The sequence below is a fragment of the Stenotrophomonas sp. Steno-Z1 genome (assembly GCF_056393175.1).
The window spans coordinates 794,612-812,213 of sequence record NZ_JBWJPB010000001.1; the positions used below are offsets into that span (position 1 = coordinate 794,612).

At 66.9% G+C, this 17,602-nt stretch carries 10 protein-coding genes; 8 read left to right on the plus strand and 2 right to left on the minus strand.

Annotated features, from left to right (window positions below; genetic code table 11):
- The first annotated feature begins 129 nt into the window (after window positions 1-129).
- The 8 genes from AC06FD_RS03415 (at window position 130) to AC06FD_RS03450 (ending at window position 13,334) form a co-directional block, all read left to right on the plus strand.
- On the plus strand, window positions 130-1,167 hold the full coding sequence (locus AC06FD_RS03415; protein WP_259203368.1) for a LacI family DNA-binding transcriptional regulator: 1,038 nt from the start codon (window positions 130-132) through the stop codon (window positions 1,165-1,167).
- 90 nt (window positions 1,168-1,257) lie between these two features.
- A complete protein-coding gene (locus AC06FD_RS03420) occupies window positions 1,258-4,317 on the plus strand; it encodes a TonB-dependent receptor (protein ID WP_259203367.1) in 3,060 nt (1,019 codons plus the stop codon).
- A 234-nt stretch (window positions 4,318-4,551) separates the two neighbouring features.
- Window positions 4,552-6,165 carry a glucoamylase family protein gene (locus AC06FD_RS03425; RefSeq protein WP_394162555.1) on the plus strand — a complete coding sequence of 538 codons (1,614 nt, stop codon included), beginning with the start codon at window positions 4,552-4,554 and terminating at the stop codon, window positions 6,163-6,165.
- A gap of 27 nt (window positions 6,166-6,192) precedes the next feature.
- Entirely contained in the window at window positions 6,193-7,512 is a 1,320-nt protein-coding gene (locus tag AC06FD_RS03430) for a sugar ABC transporter substrate-binding protein (protein ID WP_478077361.1), read from the plus strand.
- Window positions 7,509-8,390, plus strand: a complete 882-nt coding sequence (locus AC06FD_RS03435; protein ID WP_259203365.1) for a carbohydrate ABC transporter permease — start codon at window positions 7,509-7,511, stop codon at window positions 8,388-8,390. Before AC06FD_RS03430 ends, AC06FD_RS03435 begins: the two co-directional genes overlap by 4 nt.
- The gene (locus AC06FD_RS03440; RefSeq protein ID WP_259203364.1) at window positions 8,387-9,223 is read left to right on the plus strand and encodes a carbohydrate ABC transporter permease; all 837 of its coding nucleotides are present in this window, start codon (window positions 8,387-8,389) and stop codon (window positions 9,221-9,223) included. Before AC06FD_RS03435 ends, AC06FD_RS03440 begins: the two co-directional genes overlap by 4 nt.
- Window positions 9,224-9,270: 47 nt before the next feature.
- Window positions 9,271-12,405: a discoidin domain-containing protein gene (locus AC06FD_RS03445; protein WP_478077362.1), complete on the plus strand. Its 3,135-nt coding sequence runs from the start codon at window positions 9,271-9,273 to the stop codon at window positions 12,403-12,405.
- 53 nt (window positions 12,406-12,458) lie between these two features.
- Window positions 12,459-13,334 carry an endonuclease/exonuclease/phosphatase family protein gene (locus AC06FD_RS03450; RefSeq protein WP_478077363.1) on the plus strand — a complete coding sequence of 292 codons (876 nt, stop codon included), beginning with the start codon at window positions 12,459-12,461 and terminating at the stop codon, window positions 13,332-13,334.
- A gap of 72 nt (window positions 13,335-13,406) precedes the next feature.
- Here the strand turns inward: AC06FD_RS03450 and AC06FD_RS03455 are convergent, their stop codons facing one another.
- Entirely contained in the window at window positions 13,407-13,853 is a 447-nt protein-coding gene (locus AC06FD_RS03455; RefSeq protein ID WP_478076976.1) for a hypothetical protein, read from the minus strand.
- Between the two features lie 60 nt (window positions 13,854-13,913).
- A complete protein-coding gene (locus AC06FD_RS03460; protein ID WP_478076977.1) occupies window positions 13,914-17,357 on the minus strand; it encodes an Rne/Rng family ribonuclease in 3,444 nt (1,147 codons plus the stop codon).
- Between the last annotated feature and the right edge of the window lie 245 nt (window positions 17,358-17,602).

A 17,602-nucleotide genomic window follows, 5' to 3' on the forward strand; every position in this document is an offset into this window, starting at 1 on the left:
CTGGCGAGTCCCTCCGGGGACCGCCAGGGACAGCGTTGCGTTACCGCCGTGCGACATTGGCCTAACGTAGTGTTTACATTCAGGATTGAAAACGCTTACATTCCGCGCCAAGCCCCAGATCTCTAAGCCGTGGAGGGCGGCGAAGTGAACAAGGCAGCCATCACAATCAAAGATGTAGCCCGCGAAGCCCGGGTCTCCGTGGCCACGGTGTCGCGTGCGCTCAATGGACATGAAAATGTCGCCGAACCGGTGCGCAAGCTGGTGCTGGAGGTGGCCGCGCGCCTGCGCTATACCCCGCATGCGGCCGCGCGCAGCCTGAGCAGCCGGCGCACCAACACCATTGGCGTGGTCCTGCCGGACCTGTACGGCGAGTTCTTCTCCGAGCTGATGCGCGGCATCGACCAGGTGGCCCGCGAGCGCCGCCAGCACCTGCTGGTGTCCAGCTACCACGGCGACCAGGAGCAGCAGGGCGCGGCCCTGCGCGCGATGCGTGGCCGCGTGGACGGCCTGCTGGTGCTGTCGCCCTATGCCGAGAGCCCGGGGTTCCTCACCGACAACCTGCCGCAGGCGCTGCCCACGGTCCTGATCAATACCTACCTGCCCGAGCAGGATCATCCGGTGCTGAGCATCGATGACCATGCCGGCGCGATGGCCATGACCCGCCATCTGCTCGATGTCGGCCATCGCCGCATCGCCTTCATTTCCGGCCCGGATCTCAACTTCGATGCCCGCGAGCGCCTGCGTGGTTTCCGTGACGCGCTGGCCGCGTTCGGTGCCGACGCCGCCGGCATCGAGTTGCCCGGCGACTTTGACGAAGCCTCCGGCCATCGCGCCGGACAGGAGTTGCTGGCAGCCGGTGCGCTGCCCGATGCGGTGTTCGCCGCCAACGACATGATGGCGCTGGGCTGCCTGTATGCGTTCGCGCAGGCAGGCGTGCGGGTGCCGGCCGATGTCGCCCTGGCGGGCTTCGATGACATTCCGCTGGCGCGTTTCGTTCACCCATCGTTGACCACGATGCAGGTGAGTATCGCCGAGCTCGGCGATAAGGCGATGACGCGTCTGTTGCAGTTGATGGACGGCAACAACACGGAAGCGGCCGGTGACAAGCAGACGCTTGTGCCGCGCCTGATCGTGCGTGATTCAAGCAAACCCAGAAACGAGCCGTAGGTTACGACCGTTGGTCGTGACGCCTTAAAACAACGCAATAAATAAAACGACAGGGGCCGCAACGACGGCCACCACCACCCGGAGATTCACATGACGTATTCCAATCACCGCAATCGCACGCCGGCTCGCAGCCTGCTGACGAGCGCATTGGTCACCTGCCTGATGCTGGGCGCCGCCCCGAGCGTGATGGCGCAGTCGGCCACCTCTTCGCTGCGCGGCCAGGTCGCCCAGGCCGAGGCCGGCACCGAAGTGACCGCGACCAACCTGGCCAGCGGCACCGTGCGCCGCGCGACCACCCGTGCCGACGGCAGCTACTCGCTGATGGGCCTGGATCCGGGCACCTACGACGTCGTGGCCAATGGCCAGACCCAGAAGGTGACGGTGACCGTGGCCTCGGCCGCGACCCTGAACTTCGGCGGCGCGCCGGCCAACGGCAGCACCGCCAACGCCACCAACCTGGATACGGTCAACGTGGTCGCCCCGACCCTGTTGCAGGAAGTGCGTACCTCCGAAGTGGGCAAGACGGTCAGCCTGCAGCAGATCCAGACCACCCCGCAGGTGTCGCGCAACTTCCTGGAATTCGCCGACGCGGTCCCGGGCATGATCTTCACCCGTGATGCCAAGGGCAACACCTCGCTGCGCGGCGGTGCCACCAATGCCGACGGCACCAACGTCTACATCGACGGCGTGGGCCAGAAGAGCTACGTCAAGGGCGGCGGCGTGGCCGGCCAGTCCGGCAGCGCCGGCAACCCGTTCCCGCAGCTGGCCATCGGTGAATACAAGGTCATCAGCGGCAACTACAAGGCCGAGTACGGCCAGGTCTCCAGCGCGGCCGTGACCGCGGCGACCAAGTCCGGTACCAACGAGTTCAAGGGTGAAACCTTCTACCGTTACACCAACGAAGACATGCGCGCCAAGACCCCGGCCGAGCGCCAGGCTGGCCAGACCAAGGAGGCATCGGCCGAGAAGGAATACGGTTTTGCATTGGGTGGCCCGATCATCCAGGACAAGGCCCACTTCTTCGTGACCTATGAAGCCAAGCGCTTCGACCTGCCGGTCACCATCGCGCCGGAAGGCTCGGTCACCAACCGCGTCGGCCTGCTGCCGGCAGACGCCGCCGCCGGCCTCGGCCCGTCCAGCCAGCCGTTCGAGCAGGACCTGATCTTCGCCAAGATCGACTTCGAGCCGACCGACAACGATCGCATCGAGCTGAGCTTCCAGGACCGCGACGAGACCCAGCAGCAGTTCAGCGGCCAGACCGCGCCGGAAGCCGGCCGTGAAGTGGTCAACACCGATCGTCGTTACGCGCTGCGCTGGAACCACAGCGGTGAGCGTTACTACAACGAAATGATGCTCACCCACGAAGATTCCTTCAACAACCCGACCCCGCTGACCCTGGGCAACGGCTTCACCTACACCGCGCCGGACGGCACCGAAGACCGCACCCTGGTGAAGATCGGCGGCGCCTCGGCGCTGGATTCGCAGGTGAAGGGCCAGAAGGGCTGGGCGATCGAAGACAACCTGACCCTGGATGGCATCCAGTGGGCCGGTGACCACACCATCAAGATGGGCGCCAAGTACAAGCAGATCGACCTGTACGCCTCCGATGCGGCGCAGATCAATCCGCAGTTCACCTACTCGTTGGGCGATCCGGACTTCCCGTCCGACATCCCGTACAAGGCGCAGTTCGTCAAGCCGGTGACCGGCGTGTCGGGCGTGTCCGGCGAAGTGCGTTCGAAGTCCAAGCAGATCGGCCTGTTCATCCAGGACGACTGGCAGGTCAACGACCACCTGCAGCTGAACATCGGCCTGCGCTGGGACTACGAAAAGACCCCGGCCTACCTGGACTTCGTGACCCCGCAGGCCGTGGTCGACGCGATCTACTCGCAGGATCCGCGCGCTGCTGCCGGCCAGACCTACGCCGATTCGCTGGCGCTGGGCGGGCTGGACATCAGCAACTACATCAGCAACGGCCACAACCGCAAGGCATTCAAGGATGCCTGGCAGCCGCGCCTGGGCTTCTCGTATGACATCAACGCCGACGAGCAGCACGTGATCCACGGTGGCGCCGGTCGTTCCTACGATCGCGACCTGTTCGACAACCTGCAGCTGGAAACCACCAAGCTGGCCCTGCCGCAGCCGACCATCTACTTCCGCAACCCGGCCACCGGCAGCTGCCTCAATGGCCAGGCCGCCTGCTATGACTGGAACCCGAACCTGCTCAACGGCATCGGCAACCTGCAGAGCCTGGTGGGCTCCACCAGCAATGCCGGCCTGGAAGTGGATCTGCTCAACAACAACCTGAAGGTGCCGTACTCCGACCAGTTCAGCCTGGGCATGAGCAACCAGGTCGGTGACTGGCTGACCGATGCCACCATCTCCCGTACGCTTAGCTATGACGGCTTCGCCTTCACGCTGGGCAACCGCTACCCGACCGGCCAGTTCTTCGATGACCCGCGCCTGTGCGGTGGCACCGACCCGGGCCTGAGCCAGGCCTGGAGCTGCAACGTGCCGGGCTTCGGCAGCCTGATCATCGGCCAGCAGGGCATCAAGACCCGCGCAACGCAGGTGCTGCTGTCGGCGCAGAAGCCGTTCACCCAGGAAAGCGGCTGGGGCTCCTCGATCGCCTATACCTGGACGACCGCGCGCCACAACCGCGACATCAATGAGAAGTACGCCTTCGACCGCGGCCTGATCGGCGACTACCCGACCATCCGCTCCAACGGCGCGCCGCGCCACCGCCTGGTGGTCACCGGTTCGTACGCGGGCTTCTGGGGCATCACCTTCGGCGGCAAGGTCACCCTGGCCACCCCTACCGCGGTGAACGACTGGTACCCGGTCACCCAGTCGACCGGTTACGACCTGCCGACCCCGGGCGCCGCGGTGCCCAACGGCAATGGCAAGTTCCTGCTCGGTGGCAAGATCTTCGGCTACCGTTCGGTCGACCTGCAGGCCACCAAGACGTTCAAGATGCCGGGCGATACCGAGCTGTACGCGCGTATCGACATCATCAACATCTTCAACTTCGACAACTTCTCCAACTACAACTACACCAAGACCAACGGCAAGCTGCTGGCCAGCTACAACGAGACCGGCGACATCGTCGGTACCCCGCGCCAGGTCAAGGCGGAAGTCGGCTTCCGCTTCTGATGTCCGCATCACCCTGCAACGCCTTCACCGGCGTTGCAGGGGCAGCACCGCCGGCCGGCCCAGGCCGACCGGCGGACTGCACAGGCGCTTGCCGTCCCCGGATGGGCAAGCGCGTGTGCGGTCGGTGGAACGGCATCCGCCCTGGCGGATTTTTTTGGATCGTGATCTGTAAACGATTTCAGCTTGGTTGAGGCTATGCTCTCCAGCACGAACATGCGCAAAAGGTGGTGGTGGATGAATGCATCTCGGATGGTGTCGCTGGCGTTGCTGTCCGTGGCCATCGCCGGTTGCCAGCAGCAGGCGCCGCAAACCCCGGCGAAACCCAAGCCGCCGGTGATCCTGGTCGAGGCCGACGTGCCGCCGCGCCCGATGAAGCCGGAACTGCCGCCGCTGTTCGACGATATCGAGCGCCGCACCTTCCAGTTCTTCTGGGACACCACCAACGAGGTCAACGGGCTGAGCCCGGACCGGTATCCGTCGCGCCCGTTCGCCAGCATCGCCTCGGTCGGCTACGCGCTCACCGCCTATCCGATCGGCGTGGAAAACGGCTGGGTCAGCCGTACCCAGGCGGTCGACCGCACCCTGCTTACGCTGAAGTTCTTCCGCGACCTGCCGATGGGGCCGCAGCGCACCGGCAAGGGCGGCTACAAGGGCTTTTACTACCACTTCCTGGACATGCAGCAGGGCGCCCGCTACGACAGCTGGGTGGAACTCTCCAGCGTGGATACCGCGCTGCTGATGATGGGCGTGCTGTTCGCGCAGTCCTATTACACCGGTGACGACGCGCGCGAGAAGGAAATCCGCGAGATCGCCGACACCCTGTACAAGCGCGTGGACTGGCCGTGGCTGCAGCAGCGTGCGCCGCTGATCTCGATGGGCTGGTTCCCCGAGAGCGGTTTCATCGACCACGACTGGATGGGCTACAACGAGGCGATGATGGTCTACATCCTCGCGCTCGGCTCGCCGACCCATCCGGTCAGCCCGGATGCCTGGACGGTGTGGACGCGCACCTACGACAACGACTGGGGCGTCTACCAGGGCCAGGAATACCTGTCCTTCGGGCCGCTGTTCGGACACCAGTACACGCACGTGTGGGTGGACTTCCGCGACATCCAGGATGCCTACATGCGCGAGCGCGGCAGCACCTACTTCCTCAACAGCCGCTCGGCCGCGCTGGCCCAGCGCGAATACGCCATCGCCAACCCGATGAACTGGAAGGACTACGGCGAGAACGTGTGGGGCCTGACCGCCAGCGATGGCCCGCAGAACACCACCCAGGAATACCGCGGCGAGCAGCGCCAGTTCCGCCATTACTCTTCGCGCGGCGCCGGCCTGCGCGAGAACTTCGACGACGGCACGATCGCCCCGACCGCGGCGATCGCCTCGGTGGTGTTCGCCCCGGAGGAAGTGATCCCGGCCACGCTGGAGATGCACAAGCGCTACGGCGACTACATCTATTCCAGCTACGGGTTCCTGGATTCGTTCAACCCCAGCTTCAACTACGACATCCCGATCAAGACCGGCCGGATGGTGCCTGATCGTGGCTGGGTGGCAAGCGATTACATCGGCATCGACCAGGGCCCGATCCTGACCATGATCGCCAATTACCGGAACGATTTCGTCTGGGACGTGATGAAGAAGAACGCGCACATCCGCAAGGGCCTGGAACGCGCGGGCTTCAGCGGTGGCTGGTTGACCCCCGAAGGCGAGGACCAGCCGATGGAACTGCAGAAAGATGAAAAGGCCGCTTCGGCACGCTCGGTCGGCATCGCCGAATCGCGCGCGGCGGCGGCCCAGGAACAGAAGAACAATTCCAACACCAACCGCAACCAGCAGCAGGGGAAGTAAGCAGTGCCATTGTCGTCGCGCCCGAAGCTGGGGTTGAGTCTGTTGCTGCTGCTGGTCGGCAGCGTGATGTTGGGTGGCTGCCGCAAGGAGCCGGAGGGGGTCACCGTGCGCTTCTGGGCCATGGGCCGGGAGGCCGAGGTGGTCAGTGGCCTGATCAGCGAGTTCGAAGCGGAAAACCCGGGCATCCACGTGGATGTGCAGAACATCCCGTGGACCGCCGCGCACGAGAAGCTGTTGACCGCGTTCGCCGCCGACGGCCTGCCGGATGTGTGCCAGCTCGGCAACACCTGGATCCCCGAGTTCGCCGAACTCAATACGCTGGTGCCGCTGCAGCCGTACGTGGCGCAGTCCAAGGTGGTGGACCCTGCCGATTACTTCCAGGGCATCTGGGATACCAACGTCGTGCATGACGAGCTGGTCGGCGTGCCGTGGTACGTCGATACGCGCCTGCTGTATTACCGCAAGGACCTGCTCGCCCAGGCCGGCTACGACCACCCCCCGCGCACCTGGGAGGAGTGGAACCAGATGATGGCCGCCATCAAGAAGATGCAGGGGCCCAAGCGCTACGCGGTGCTGATGCCGATCAACGAGTTCGAGCAGCAGCTGTCCTTCGCCCTGCAGCAGCCCGATCCGCTGCTGCGCGATGAGGACACCCGCGGCAACTTCAGCAGCCCGGGCTTCCGCAAGACGCTGGGTTTCTACGAAAACATGTTCGCCCAGGGCTGGGCACCGCGCATGTCCGAGACCCAGATCTCCAACGTCTGGGACGAGTTCTTCCGCGGCTTCAACGTGTTCTACCTGTCCGGCCCGTGGAATATCCGCGAGTTCAAGAAGCTGCAGCCCAAGGAACTGGAAGGCAAGTGGGGCACCGCCGCGCTGCCCGGTCCGGATGGCCCGGGCGCGGGCATCGCCGGTGGCACCAGCCTGGTGATCTTCCGCTCCTCGCAGCAGAAGGAAGCCTCGTGGAAGCTGATCGAGTTCCTGTCGCGCCCGGCGATCCAGGAGCGCTTCCATTCCATCATCGGCGACCTGCCGCCGCGGCGCAGCACCTGGGACTACCCCTCGCTGGCCAACGACCCGCTGGCGCAGCCGTTCCGCGACCAGCTGGAACGCGTCAAGCCCACCCCGAAGGTGCTGGAGTGGGAGCGGATCGTGCAGGAAATGCGGATCATCACCGAACAGGTGGTGCGTGGTGGCCTCGACCAGGATGTAGCAGTGAAGGAACTGGACAAGCGCGTGAACAAGGTCCTCGCCAAGCGCCGTTGGATGCATGAACGCGATGCGCAGGAGAAGGCCGCCGGTACCGGCGTGCATTCCAGCGCCGTGGCCACGGGAGCAGCGCAATGAAGCAGCGTTCGCTCGCCGGCTGGATGTTCGCCGGCCCCGCCATCCTGGTCATCGGCGTGTTCTTCGGCCTGCCGGTGTTCTCGGCGCTGGCGCTGAGCATCACCGACTTCGACCTGTACTCGCTGGCCGACAGCGGCAACCTGCGCTTCGTCGGGCTGGGCAACTACATCGACCTGCTGCAGACCCCGATGTTCTGGAAGTCGCTGTGGAATACCACCTACTTCGTGATCGTCGGCGTGCCGATGTCGATCGCGGTGTCGCTGGGCGCGGCGATCCTGCTCAACGCCCCGGCGGCCCGCTTCAAGGCGCTGTTCCGCACCGCGTTGTTCGCCCCGGTGGTGACCACGCTGGTGGCGGTGGCGGTGATCTGGCGCTACCTGTTCCATACCAGTTACGGCCTGGTCAACTACGGCCTGGGCCACCTGGGGATCAGTCCGATCGACTGGCTCGGCGACCCCAACTGGGCCATGCCGACCATCATGCTGTTCGCGGTATGGAAGAACTTCGGCTACAACATGGTGATCTTCCTGGCCGGCCTGCAGGCGATCCCGCATGACCTGTACGAGGCCGCGCGCATCGACGGCGCCTCGCGCTGGAAGCAGTTCCTGCACATCACCCTGCCGATGCTGGGGCCGGTGCTGCTGGTGGTCGGGGTGATTACCGTGTCCGGCTACTTCCAGCTGTTCGCCGAACCCTACGTGATGACCCGCGGCGACCCACTGCAGAGCACCGTGAGCGTGCTGTACTTCATGTTCGAGGAAGGCTTCAAGTGGTGGAACCTGGGACGCGCCTCCGCAGTGGCGTTCCTGCTGTTCCTGATCATCCTGGCCGTGACCAGCGTCATGCTGCGTTTCGGCCGCAAGAGGCAGTTGGTATGAGTCGTGAAATCGGCCAGTCGCGCTGGCATGCATGGTGGATCAATGGCGGCCTGACCGTGCTGGCGCTGGTCAGCCTGGCGCCGTTGCTGTGGATGCTCTCGGTGTCGTTCATGCCCACCGGCGAGGCGGCGCATTTCCCGCCGCCGCTGCTGCCGTCCTCGGTGACCACCGCCAACTACCACGAGTTGTTCGCGCGCACCGGCATGGGCAACAACTTCATCAACAGCCTGGGCGTCTCGCTGGCGATCACGCTGGGCTCGCTGCTGCTCAACACCATGGCCGGCTATGCGTTCGCCAAGCTGCGCTTCGCAGGCCGCGAGCGCATCTTCCAGGTGCTGCTGGCCGCACTGGTGATCCCGGCGCAGGTGGCGATGCTGCCGCTGTTCCTGCTGATGAAGCAGCTGGGCCTGGTCAACAGCTTCGGCGGGGTGGTGGTGCCGGCGCTGGCCAGCGTGTTCGGCATCTTCCTGGTGCGCCAGTACGCGCGTTCCATCCCCGATGAGCTGCTGGAAGCGGCGCGCATGGACGGGGCAGGGGAGATGCGCATCTTCTTCCAGATCGTGCTGCCGATGCTCAAGCCGGTGCTGGTGACGCTGTCGATCTTCACCTTCATGGGCGCCTGGAACGATTTCATGTGGCCATTGATCGTGCTGACCGACCAGGAGCACTACACTTTGCCGGTCGCCCTGGCCACCCTGTCGCGCGAACACATCATGGACGTCGAGATGATGATGGCCGGTGCGGTGGTCACGGTGGTGCCGGTGCTGCTGCTGTTCCTGGCATTGCAGCGTTACTACATCCAAGGTCTGCTGCTGGGGAGTGTCAAAGGGTGAAACATGCCGTCGTCGCGGTGGGTCTGGGTCTTGGGCTGATGTGGTCGATGGCGGCCCCGGCCGCCGCGCCGGCACCGTTGCCGGCACCGAAGGTGCTGGACAGCTTCGACGACATGGCGCCCTGGAAACTGGTGGTGTCCGACCAGGTCAGCGGCTCGCTGCGCAGCGTGATCGGCAGTGGCGGCGGGCGCGCGCTGTGCGTGGACTACGACTTCCACGACGTCTCCGGGTACGTGGGCATCCGCCGCGAGCTGGGCATCGAGTACCCGGCCAATTACCAGTTCGGCCTGCAGCTGCGCGGCGACTCGCCGGCCAACGACCTGCAGTTCAAGCTGATCGACGCCAGCGGCGACAACGTGTGGTGGGTCAACCGGCCCGGCTACATCTTCCCCAAGGCCTGGAGCAGCGTGCAGTACCGCGCGCGCCAGATCGAGAAGGCCTGGGGGCCGTCGAAGGAAACCTCGCTCGCCCGCAGCGCCGCGATTGAATTCACGATCTACAGCAAGGTCGGGGGCAAGGGCACGGTGTGCTTCGACCGCCTGACCCTGCAGGGCCTGCCGCCGATGGATACCTCGGCGTTGACGCCGTCGGTGATCGCCGACACCGCCCCCGCGCTGCAGAGCCGCATTGCCGATGGCAAGCCCGACACGGTGTGGATCAGTGGCGGCGTGGCCGAGCAGACCATCAGCCTGGACCTGCACAAGGTGCGCGAGTTCGGCGGTGCGGTGATCCAGTGGTTGCCGGGGCTGGAAGCCACCCGTTACGTGGTGCGCACCTCCCAGGACGGGCGCAGCTGGAAGGAAGTGCGCGAGGTGGTCGGCGGTGGCGGAGACCGCGACTGGCTGGCGTTGCCCGATACCGAGGCACGCTACCTGCGTTTCGACCTGAAGGGCGGGCCGAGCTGGCGTTACGGCATCCGGGACATCAGCCTCAAGCCGCTCGATTTCGCCGATACCCCCAACGATTTCATCCGCTCGGTCGGTGCCGACCTGCCGCGCGGTTCGGTGCCCCGTGGCTTCAGTGGCGAACAGCCGTACTGGACGCTGCTGGGCCTGGACGGCGGGCGCGAACAGGCCCTGATCGGCGAAGACGGCGCGCTGGAAGTGGCCAAGGCCAGCTTCAGCGTCGAGCCGTTCGTGCAGGTCGATGGCAAGAAGCTGCTGAGCTGGGCCGACGTGACCAGCACGCAGTCGCTGCAGGACGACTACCTGCCGATCGCCAGCGTCGACTGGGCCCACGACAAGGCCGCGCTGCGGGTGACCGGCTTCGTGCAGGGCACGCCCGACAAGGCCCAGCTGATCGGCCGCTACACCCTGCGCAACCCGGACAAGGTGGCCCACGAGTACACCCTGGCCCTGGCCGTGCGGCCCTGGCAGGTCAACCCGCCGACCCAGTTCCTCAACACCGTGGGCGGCGTGAGCCGCATCGACAACCTGTCGGTGGACGCCACCGACGTCGAGGTCAACGGCACGCCGCGCCTGTACCCGGCGCAGGCCCCGGATGCCACCTTCGCCACCACCTTCGACGGCAAGCTGGACGTGGTGCACCTGGCCAGCGGCAAGCTGCCGGGCACCACCGAAGTGCGCGACCCCACCGGCCTGGCCTCCGGCGCGCTGCTGTACCGCTGGAAGCTGGAGCCGGGCCAGAGCCGCGAGATCGCGGTGGTGCTGCCGCAGACCGGCAGCTGGACCATGCCCAAGGACTTCGACGCCGCCAAGGCGCAGCAGGCCGTGGCCTCGATGTGGCGGACCAAGCTGGACCAGGTCAGCCTGCAGCTCCCGGCGGCCGGCAAGCCGTTGGCCGATACCCTGCGCACCGCGCTGGCACACATGCTGATCTCGCGGATCGGGCCAAGCATCCAGCCGGGCACGCGCTCCTATTCCCGCAGCTGGATCCGCGACGGCGCGATGATCTCCGAAGGCCTGTTGCGCATGGGCCGCAGCGACGCGGTGCGCGAGTACGTCACCTGGTACGCCCCGCATCAGTTCGAGAACGGCAAGGTGCCGTGCTGCGTCGACCCGCGCGGCAGCGACCCGGTGCCGGAGAACGACAGCCACGGCGAGCTGATCTTCAACATCGCCGAGTACTGGCGCTACACCGGCGACAGCACCTTCCTGGAACTGATGTGGCCGCACGTGCAGGGCGCCTATGGCTACATGGAACGGTTGCGGCTCAGCGAGCGCACCGAGGAGAACCGTGCGCGCAACCCGGCCTTCTACGGGATGATGCCGGTGTCGATCAGCCACGAAGGCTACTCGGCCAAGCCGATGCATTCGTACTGGGACAACTTCTGGGCATTGCGCGGCTACAAGGACGCCGCGGTGATCGCCAGCACGCTGGGCAAGGTCGACGCGCTGCAGATCAGCGAGTCGCGCGACCAGTTCCGTGACGACCTGCAGGCCTCGTTGCTGGCCGCCGTGCAGCTGCACAAGATCGACTACCTGCCCGGTGCTGCCGAGCTGGGTGATTTCGACGCCACCTCCACCACCATCGCGCTGGCCCCCGGTGGCGAGCAGGGCCGCCTGCCGCAGCCGTACCTGGACAACACCTTCGAGCGCTACTGGAAGCAGTTCGAAGAGCGTCGCGACGGCAAGCGCGAGTGGAAGGATTACACCCCCTACGAGTGGCGCAACGTGGCCGCGTTCGTGCGCCTGGGCTGGCGCGACCGCGCCTGGCAGGCCACCGAGTTCTTCTTCAAGGATCGCGCGCCGCAGGCCTGGAACCAGTGGGCCGAAGTGGTCTCGCACACGCCGCGCAAGCCGTTCTTCGTCGGCGACCTGCCGCATGCCTGGGTGGCCTCGGACTTCGTGCGCTCGGCGCTGGACATGTTCGCCTACAACCGCGATGTCGACGACAGCCTGGTGCTGGCCGCCGGCGTGCCGACGCGCTGGCTGGACGGCAAGGGCGTGGCGATCAAGGGCCTGCGCACCCCCAACGGCCAGCTCAGCTATGCGCTGAGCCGCAGCGACAAGCAGCTGGTGCTGGAGGTCTCGGCCGGGTTGGTGCCACCGCACGGCGGGGTGATCCTGCCGTGGCCCTACAGTGGCGAGCCGGGCGAGACCCGGGTCAATGGCGAACCGGCGCAATGGCTCAACGGTGAGCTGCGCATCACCCAGGTGCCGGCCAAGGTCGAGATCGAGGTGCCGTCGGCGGTCCGTCGCGCAGAGCGCAAGGCCCCGTAATGTCGACCGCGTCCCCGCCTGCACGCCTGCGTCGTGCCTTTGTCCATGGCGTGCTGCTGGCTTCGCTGCTGGCAGGCGCGGCGCACGCGGCCGGGCAGGCCGCAGCGGCGGTCACGCCTGCGCCGCCGTCGGCCGTGGCCAGCGCCGCCCCGGGCATGAGCATGGTCACCTTCAACCTGCACCACGACCGCGAGGACTGGCCGGCACGGCGCAAGGTGATCCTGCGCGAACTGCAGGCGCTTCGCCCAGATGCGATCGCGCTGCAGGAAGTGATCCAGAAGCCCCATGTGCGCAACCAGGCCGCGTGGCTGGCGCGCAAGCTGGGCTACGACTACCAGTTCGTCTCCACCGACCCGCCGGGCCGCTTCAAGCGTTACGGCAACGCCCTGCTGACCCGGCGCCCGGTGCTGGCGCGCAACGAGCACCTGCTGGCCCCGCGCGGCGACTACCGCACCGTGGCGCACCTGCGCATCGACGTCGACGGCCAGCCGGTCAACGTGTATGCCACCCACCTCAACGAACGCTCGGACGACAGCGGCAGCCGCATCCGAGGCGAGCAGGTGGCCGACCTGCTGGCGTTCATCGCCAGCACCGCCGGCACCGCGCCGGTGGTGATCGCCGGCGACTTCAACGCGCTGGTCGATGCCGGTGACCTGAGCGCGCTGCGCAACCAGTACGGTGACAGTTTCGGCAGCGTGCACGTCAACAACGAACTGGCCCAGGTCAGTACGCTCAACCGCCACTACTACGACGCGCCGTCGCGCATCGACCACATCTTCTTCCAGCAGGACCGGCTGCTCGCACGCGAGGCCAAAATCCTGTTCGACCAGCCCTACGCCGACGGCCGCTGGGCCTCGGACCACTACGGCGTATGGACGCGCCTGCAGTTCGCGCCCAGCCCGGGCAGCCCGGCTGCCACCACGCCCTGAGCCGCTCCTGCGGCAGCGCCAGCGCCACGCCATGCGCGGCGAACCTGCGCCGGAAGCGCGCGACCGGCCCCGTTACGGAATCGCGTGCTCGCTGATCTTCTCCCAGGTCACGCCATCGCGGGTGCGCCAGGTGCCGCCCGTGGCGCAGCAGCCTCCCGCACCCACTGCCATGCGCCCCAGCACCGCGATCACCATGCCGTCTTCGTGGCGCATTGACTGTCGATCGCAACTGCTGAAAAACGGGTAGGGCGGCGGTGCCAGCACCTCGGTGAGGGTGACGGCCTGTTCGGGGCCGCGCGTGACCCGGAACACCTTGCAGTCCTGCACCAGCAGTTCAACGTCCACACCCGCGAGCCGACCCACGAAGAGATCCTCCGGCGCGGCATCGCGCACCCGGATGGCCGCGTCACTGAGTGGCGCAGGGGCGGGCTGGCAGGCCGACAGCACCGCCAGCATCGCGATGCACGGCATGAGGCGCGCGTGTCGATCCATGCGCCGAGCATGCCACAGCCACGCCATGCTCCACATGCAGACAGCGGCCCGAAGGCCGCTGTCTGGTACTACGTGACGCGTGGCGGATCAGGCCTTGTCGTTCTTGTCCTGATCCTGCTTGGCGTCTTCATCGGCCTGCGCGACATCGGTGGGGATGTCCTCGCGCGCCTCGGCCTGCGCCGCGTGGGCGGCGGCATCGGTGCTGGCCGGGGCGTCGCTGGCGGCGCTGCCGAACAGCTGGCCGTTGTGCACCACCGGGGCAGCCGGAGCGGCTTCGACGCGTGCCACCGGCGCTGCCGGTGCCACCTTCTCCGGCGTGGCCGGGATCGGGTCGACCGCATCGAGCATGCTCGACTGGACCGGACGGGCCTGCTGGCCTGCATCGGTGGCCACCGGTGCCGCGTCGACCACCGGGGCGGCGTCGACAGCCTTCGGGGTTTCCACGACCGGGGCAGCTTCGACAGCCTTCGGGGTTTCCACGACCGGAGCAGCTTCGGCAGCCTTCGGGGTTTCCACGACCGGGGCAGCTTCGACAGCCTTCGGGGTTTCAACCACCGGGGCGGCTTCGACAGCCTTCGGGGCTTCCACCACCGGAGCGGCTTCGACAGCCTTCGGGGTTTCAACCACCGGAGCGGCTTCGACAGCCTTCGGGGTTTCCACCACCGGGGCCGCTTCGACAGCCTTCGGCGATTCCACGACCGGGGCGGCTTCGACGGCCTTCGGCGTCGCGACCACGGCCGGCGCCGGCGTCGGCGATTCCACGAACGGCACGCGGTCGGTGTAGGACGGCGCGGCGGCTTCCGCGGCCGGGCTGGCCTCGGCGTGACCGGCGGTCACCACCGGGCTGCTGACCACTGCCAGCGGCGCGGCGGCGGCGACGGCAGCCACCGGGGCCGGGCGCGGGGCCTGGACCGGTGCGGCAGCCGGCGCGGAGCCGGTTTCATCGTCGAATTCAAACTCCGGCTGCGGCTGGCCGTTGTTGGCCACGGCACGCTCGGCCTGGACGGTATCGCCACCGTCCTGCTCGCCGTCCTGCTCGTCGGACTCATCGTCCAGACCGTTGTCATCGCTCAGTCCATCGCCGCCGGCAGCGGCGTCACCGTTGCCGCGACGACGACGACGGCCACCGCGACGGCCGCGACGGCGACGCGAGCCGCCTTCGCCATTGGCGTCGTCGCCGTTGCCCGGGGCATCGGTCTGCTCGCCGGTATCGGCGGCCAGCACTGCCTCATCGCCAGCGACCGCCGCAGTCGTTGCGTCGTTGTCCAGCGTCGGTGCCTTCGGCGCCACCGCTTCGGCAACGCCGACGGCAGCGGCGGCGACCACGGCCGCGTCGGTGACCGGCGCGGTGTTGACCGGCTTGGGCGCGTCGGCCTGCGGCTGGCGGGCCGGCTTCTCGCTGGCGGCCGGCTTGTCGCCGTCTGCCTGCTGCGGCTTGCCCTGCGGCGGATTCTGCTTCTGCTTCAACTTCGGCTGCTGCTGCTCATTGCGCGGCGGCTTGGGCTGCTGCTCACCGCGTGGCTTGCCCTGGCCCGGTGCCTGCACCTGGGCGGCGTTGCCGGCCACCGGTGCGGCCACGTCCTGGCGACGCTCGTCGCGGCGCTCGTTCTTGCCGCCACGTTCGCCACGCTCACCGCGGTCCTTGTTGCCACGACCCTGGCCCTGGCCTTGGCTCTGGCCGTTGCCGCCGCGCTCACCGCGCTCGTCACGACGACCGTTGCGGTCCTTGTTGCGATCCTTGTTGCGGTTGTTGCGGTTGCCATCCTGGGCCGGGCGGGCGCTGGGCTGCGGTGCGGCGGCCGGGGCCGGTTCGCCACCGAAGATGCGCTTGAGCCAGCCGACCACGCCAGTGGCGGCCGGGGCGGCCACCACGACAGGCGCGACCGGCGCCGGTGCGGCTTCGGGTTCCGGAACGTCGCGCACCGGAGCGGGCTGGCTGTGCTTGACCTGGGTCACCACCGGGGCGACCGGGATGTTCAGCTGGGCCTTGGTCAGGGCGTGCACCGGCAGCTTGCGCGGCGTGCCGCGCTGGTAGCTCGGCTTGCCGCTTTCTTCGCCCAGTTCGTTCTCGCGCAGGCGGGTCACTTCGTAGTGCGGGGTGTGCAGCTGCTCGTCGGCGACGATCACGATCGGCGCGTCATGGCGCTGTTCGATCTCGCGCAGCGCGCTGCGCTTCTCGTTGAGCAGGTAGTTGGCGATCTCGACCGGGGCCTGGACCAGCACCTGCCCGGTGTTCTCCTTCATCGCATGCTCTTCGGCCACGCGGATGATCGACAGCGACAGCGACTCAACGCTGCGCATGCGGCCATGGCCATCGCAACGCGGGCACACGATCTGGCTGGATTCGCCCAGGCTCGGACGCAGGCGCTGGCGGCTCATTTCCATCAGGCCGAAGCGCGAGATGCGGCCCAGCTGCACGCGCGCACGGTCGTACTTGAGCGCGTTCTGCAGGCGGTTCTCGACTTCACGCTGGTGCTTGTTGGAGGCCATGTCGATGAAATCGATGACCACCAGGCCGCCCAGGTCGCGCAGGCGCAGCTGGCGGGCCACTTCTTCGGCCGCTTCCAAGTTGGTCTGGAAGGCGGTGTCCTCGATGTCGCTGCCCTTGGTGGCGCGCGAGGAGTTGACGTCGATGGCGGTCAGCGCTTCGGTCTGGTCGACCACGATCGAGCCGCCCGACGGCAGGCGCACGTTGCGCTCATACGCGCCTTCAATCTGCGATTCGATCTGGAAGCGGTTGAACAGCGGGATGTCGTCGGTGTAGTGCTTGAGCTTGCGCAGGGTCTGCGGCATCACCTGCTGCATGAACTCGCGGGCGGTGTCGTACAGCTCCTGGGTATCGACCAGGATCTCGCCGACATCCGAGCGCAGGTAGTCACGCAGGGCACGCACGATCAGGCGCGACTCCTGGTAGATCAGGAACGCGGCCGGCTTGGTCAGCGCCGCTTCGGCGATCGACTTCCACACCTGCAGCAGGTAATCCAGGTCCCACTGCAGCTCTTCGGCATCGCGGCCGACGCCGGCGGTGCGGATGATCACGCCCATGTCGTCGGGGATGTTCAGCTTGTCCAGCGCTTCCTTCAGCGCGGCGCGGTCTTCGCCCTCGATGCGACGCGACACGCCACCGGCGGTGGGCGAGTTCGGCATCAGCACCATGTAGCGGCCAGCCAGGGAGATGAACGTGGTCAGGGCGGCGCCCTTGTTGCCACGCTCTTCCTTGTCCACCTGGACCACCACTTCCTGGCCCTCGCGCAGCAGCTCGCGGATGCCGGCCTTGTTCGGGTCGACGCCAGCCTGGAAGTAATCGCGGGAGATTTCCTTCAGCGGCAGGAAGCCGTGGCGGTCGGCCCCGTACTCGACGAAGGCCGCTTCCAGCGACGGCTCAAGGCGCGTGATGCGGCCCTTGTAGATGTTCGACTTCTTCTGTTCCTTGGACGGCTGTTCGATGTCGATGTCGTACAGCGTCTGGCCATCCACGATGGCTACCCGCAGCTCTTCAGCCTGCGTGGCATTGATCAGCATTCGCTTCATTCTTGCGTTCCTCGCGCGCTGCTACCGCGCGGAACGCCATGGGGTTTCGCTTCTGGTCACGCTTCGACGCCCATCGCGCAGGCGCGGGGAGGGCGGCTTGGGTTTCCAGCGCTACGACACCACGGCAGGCCGCGGGAGCGCTTCATTTTGTTTTGGTTTGGGTGTAACGGGCCGGAGGCAGCTGTCAGACAGGCTGGAGCGCCACAGGGACATGTTTTTTCAGCACAGACGCTTGTCAGGCATCC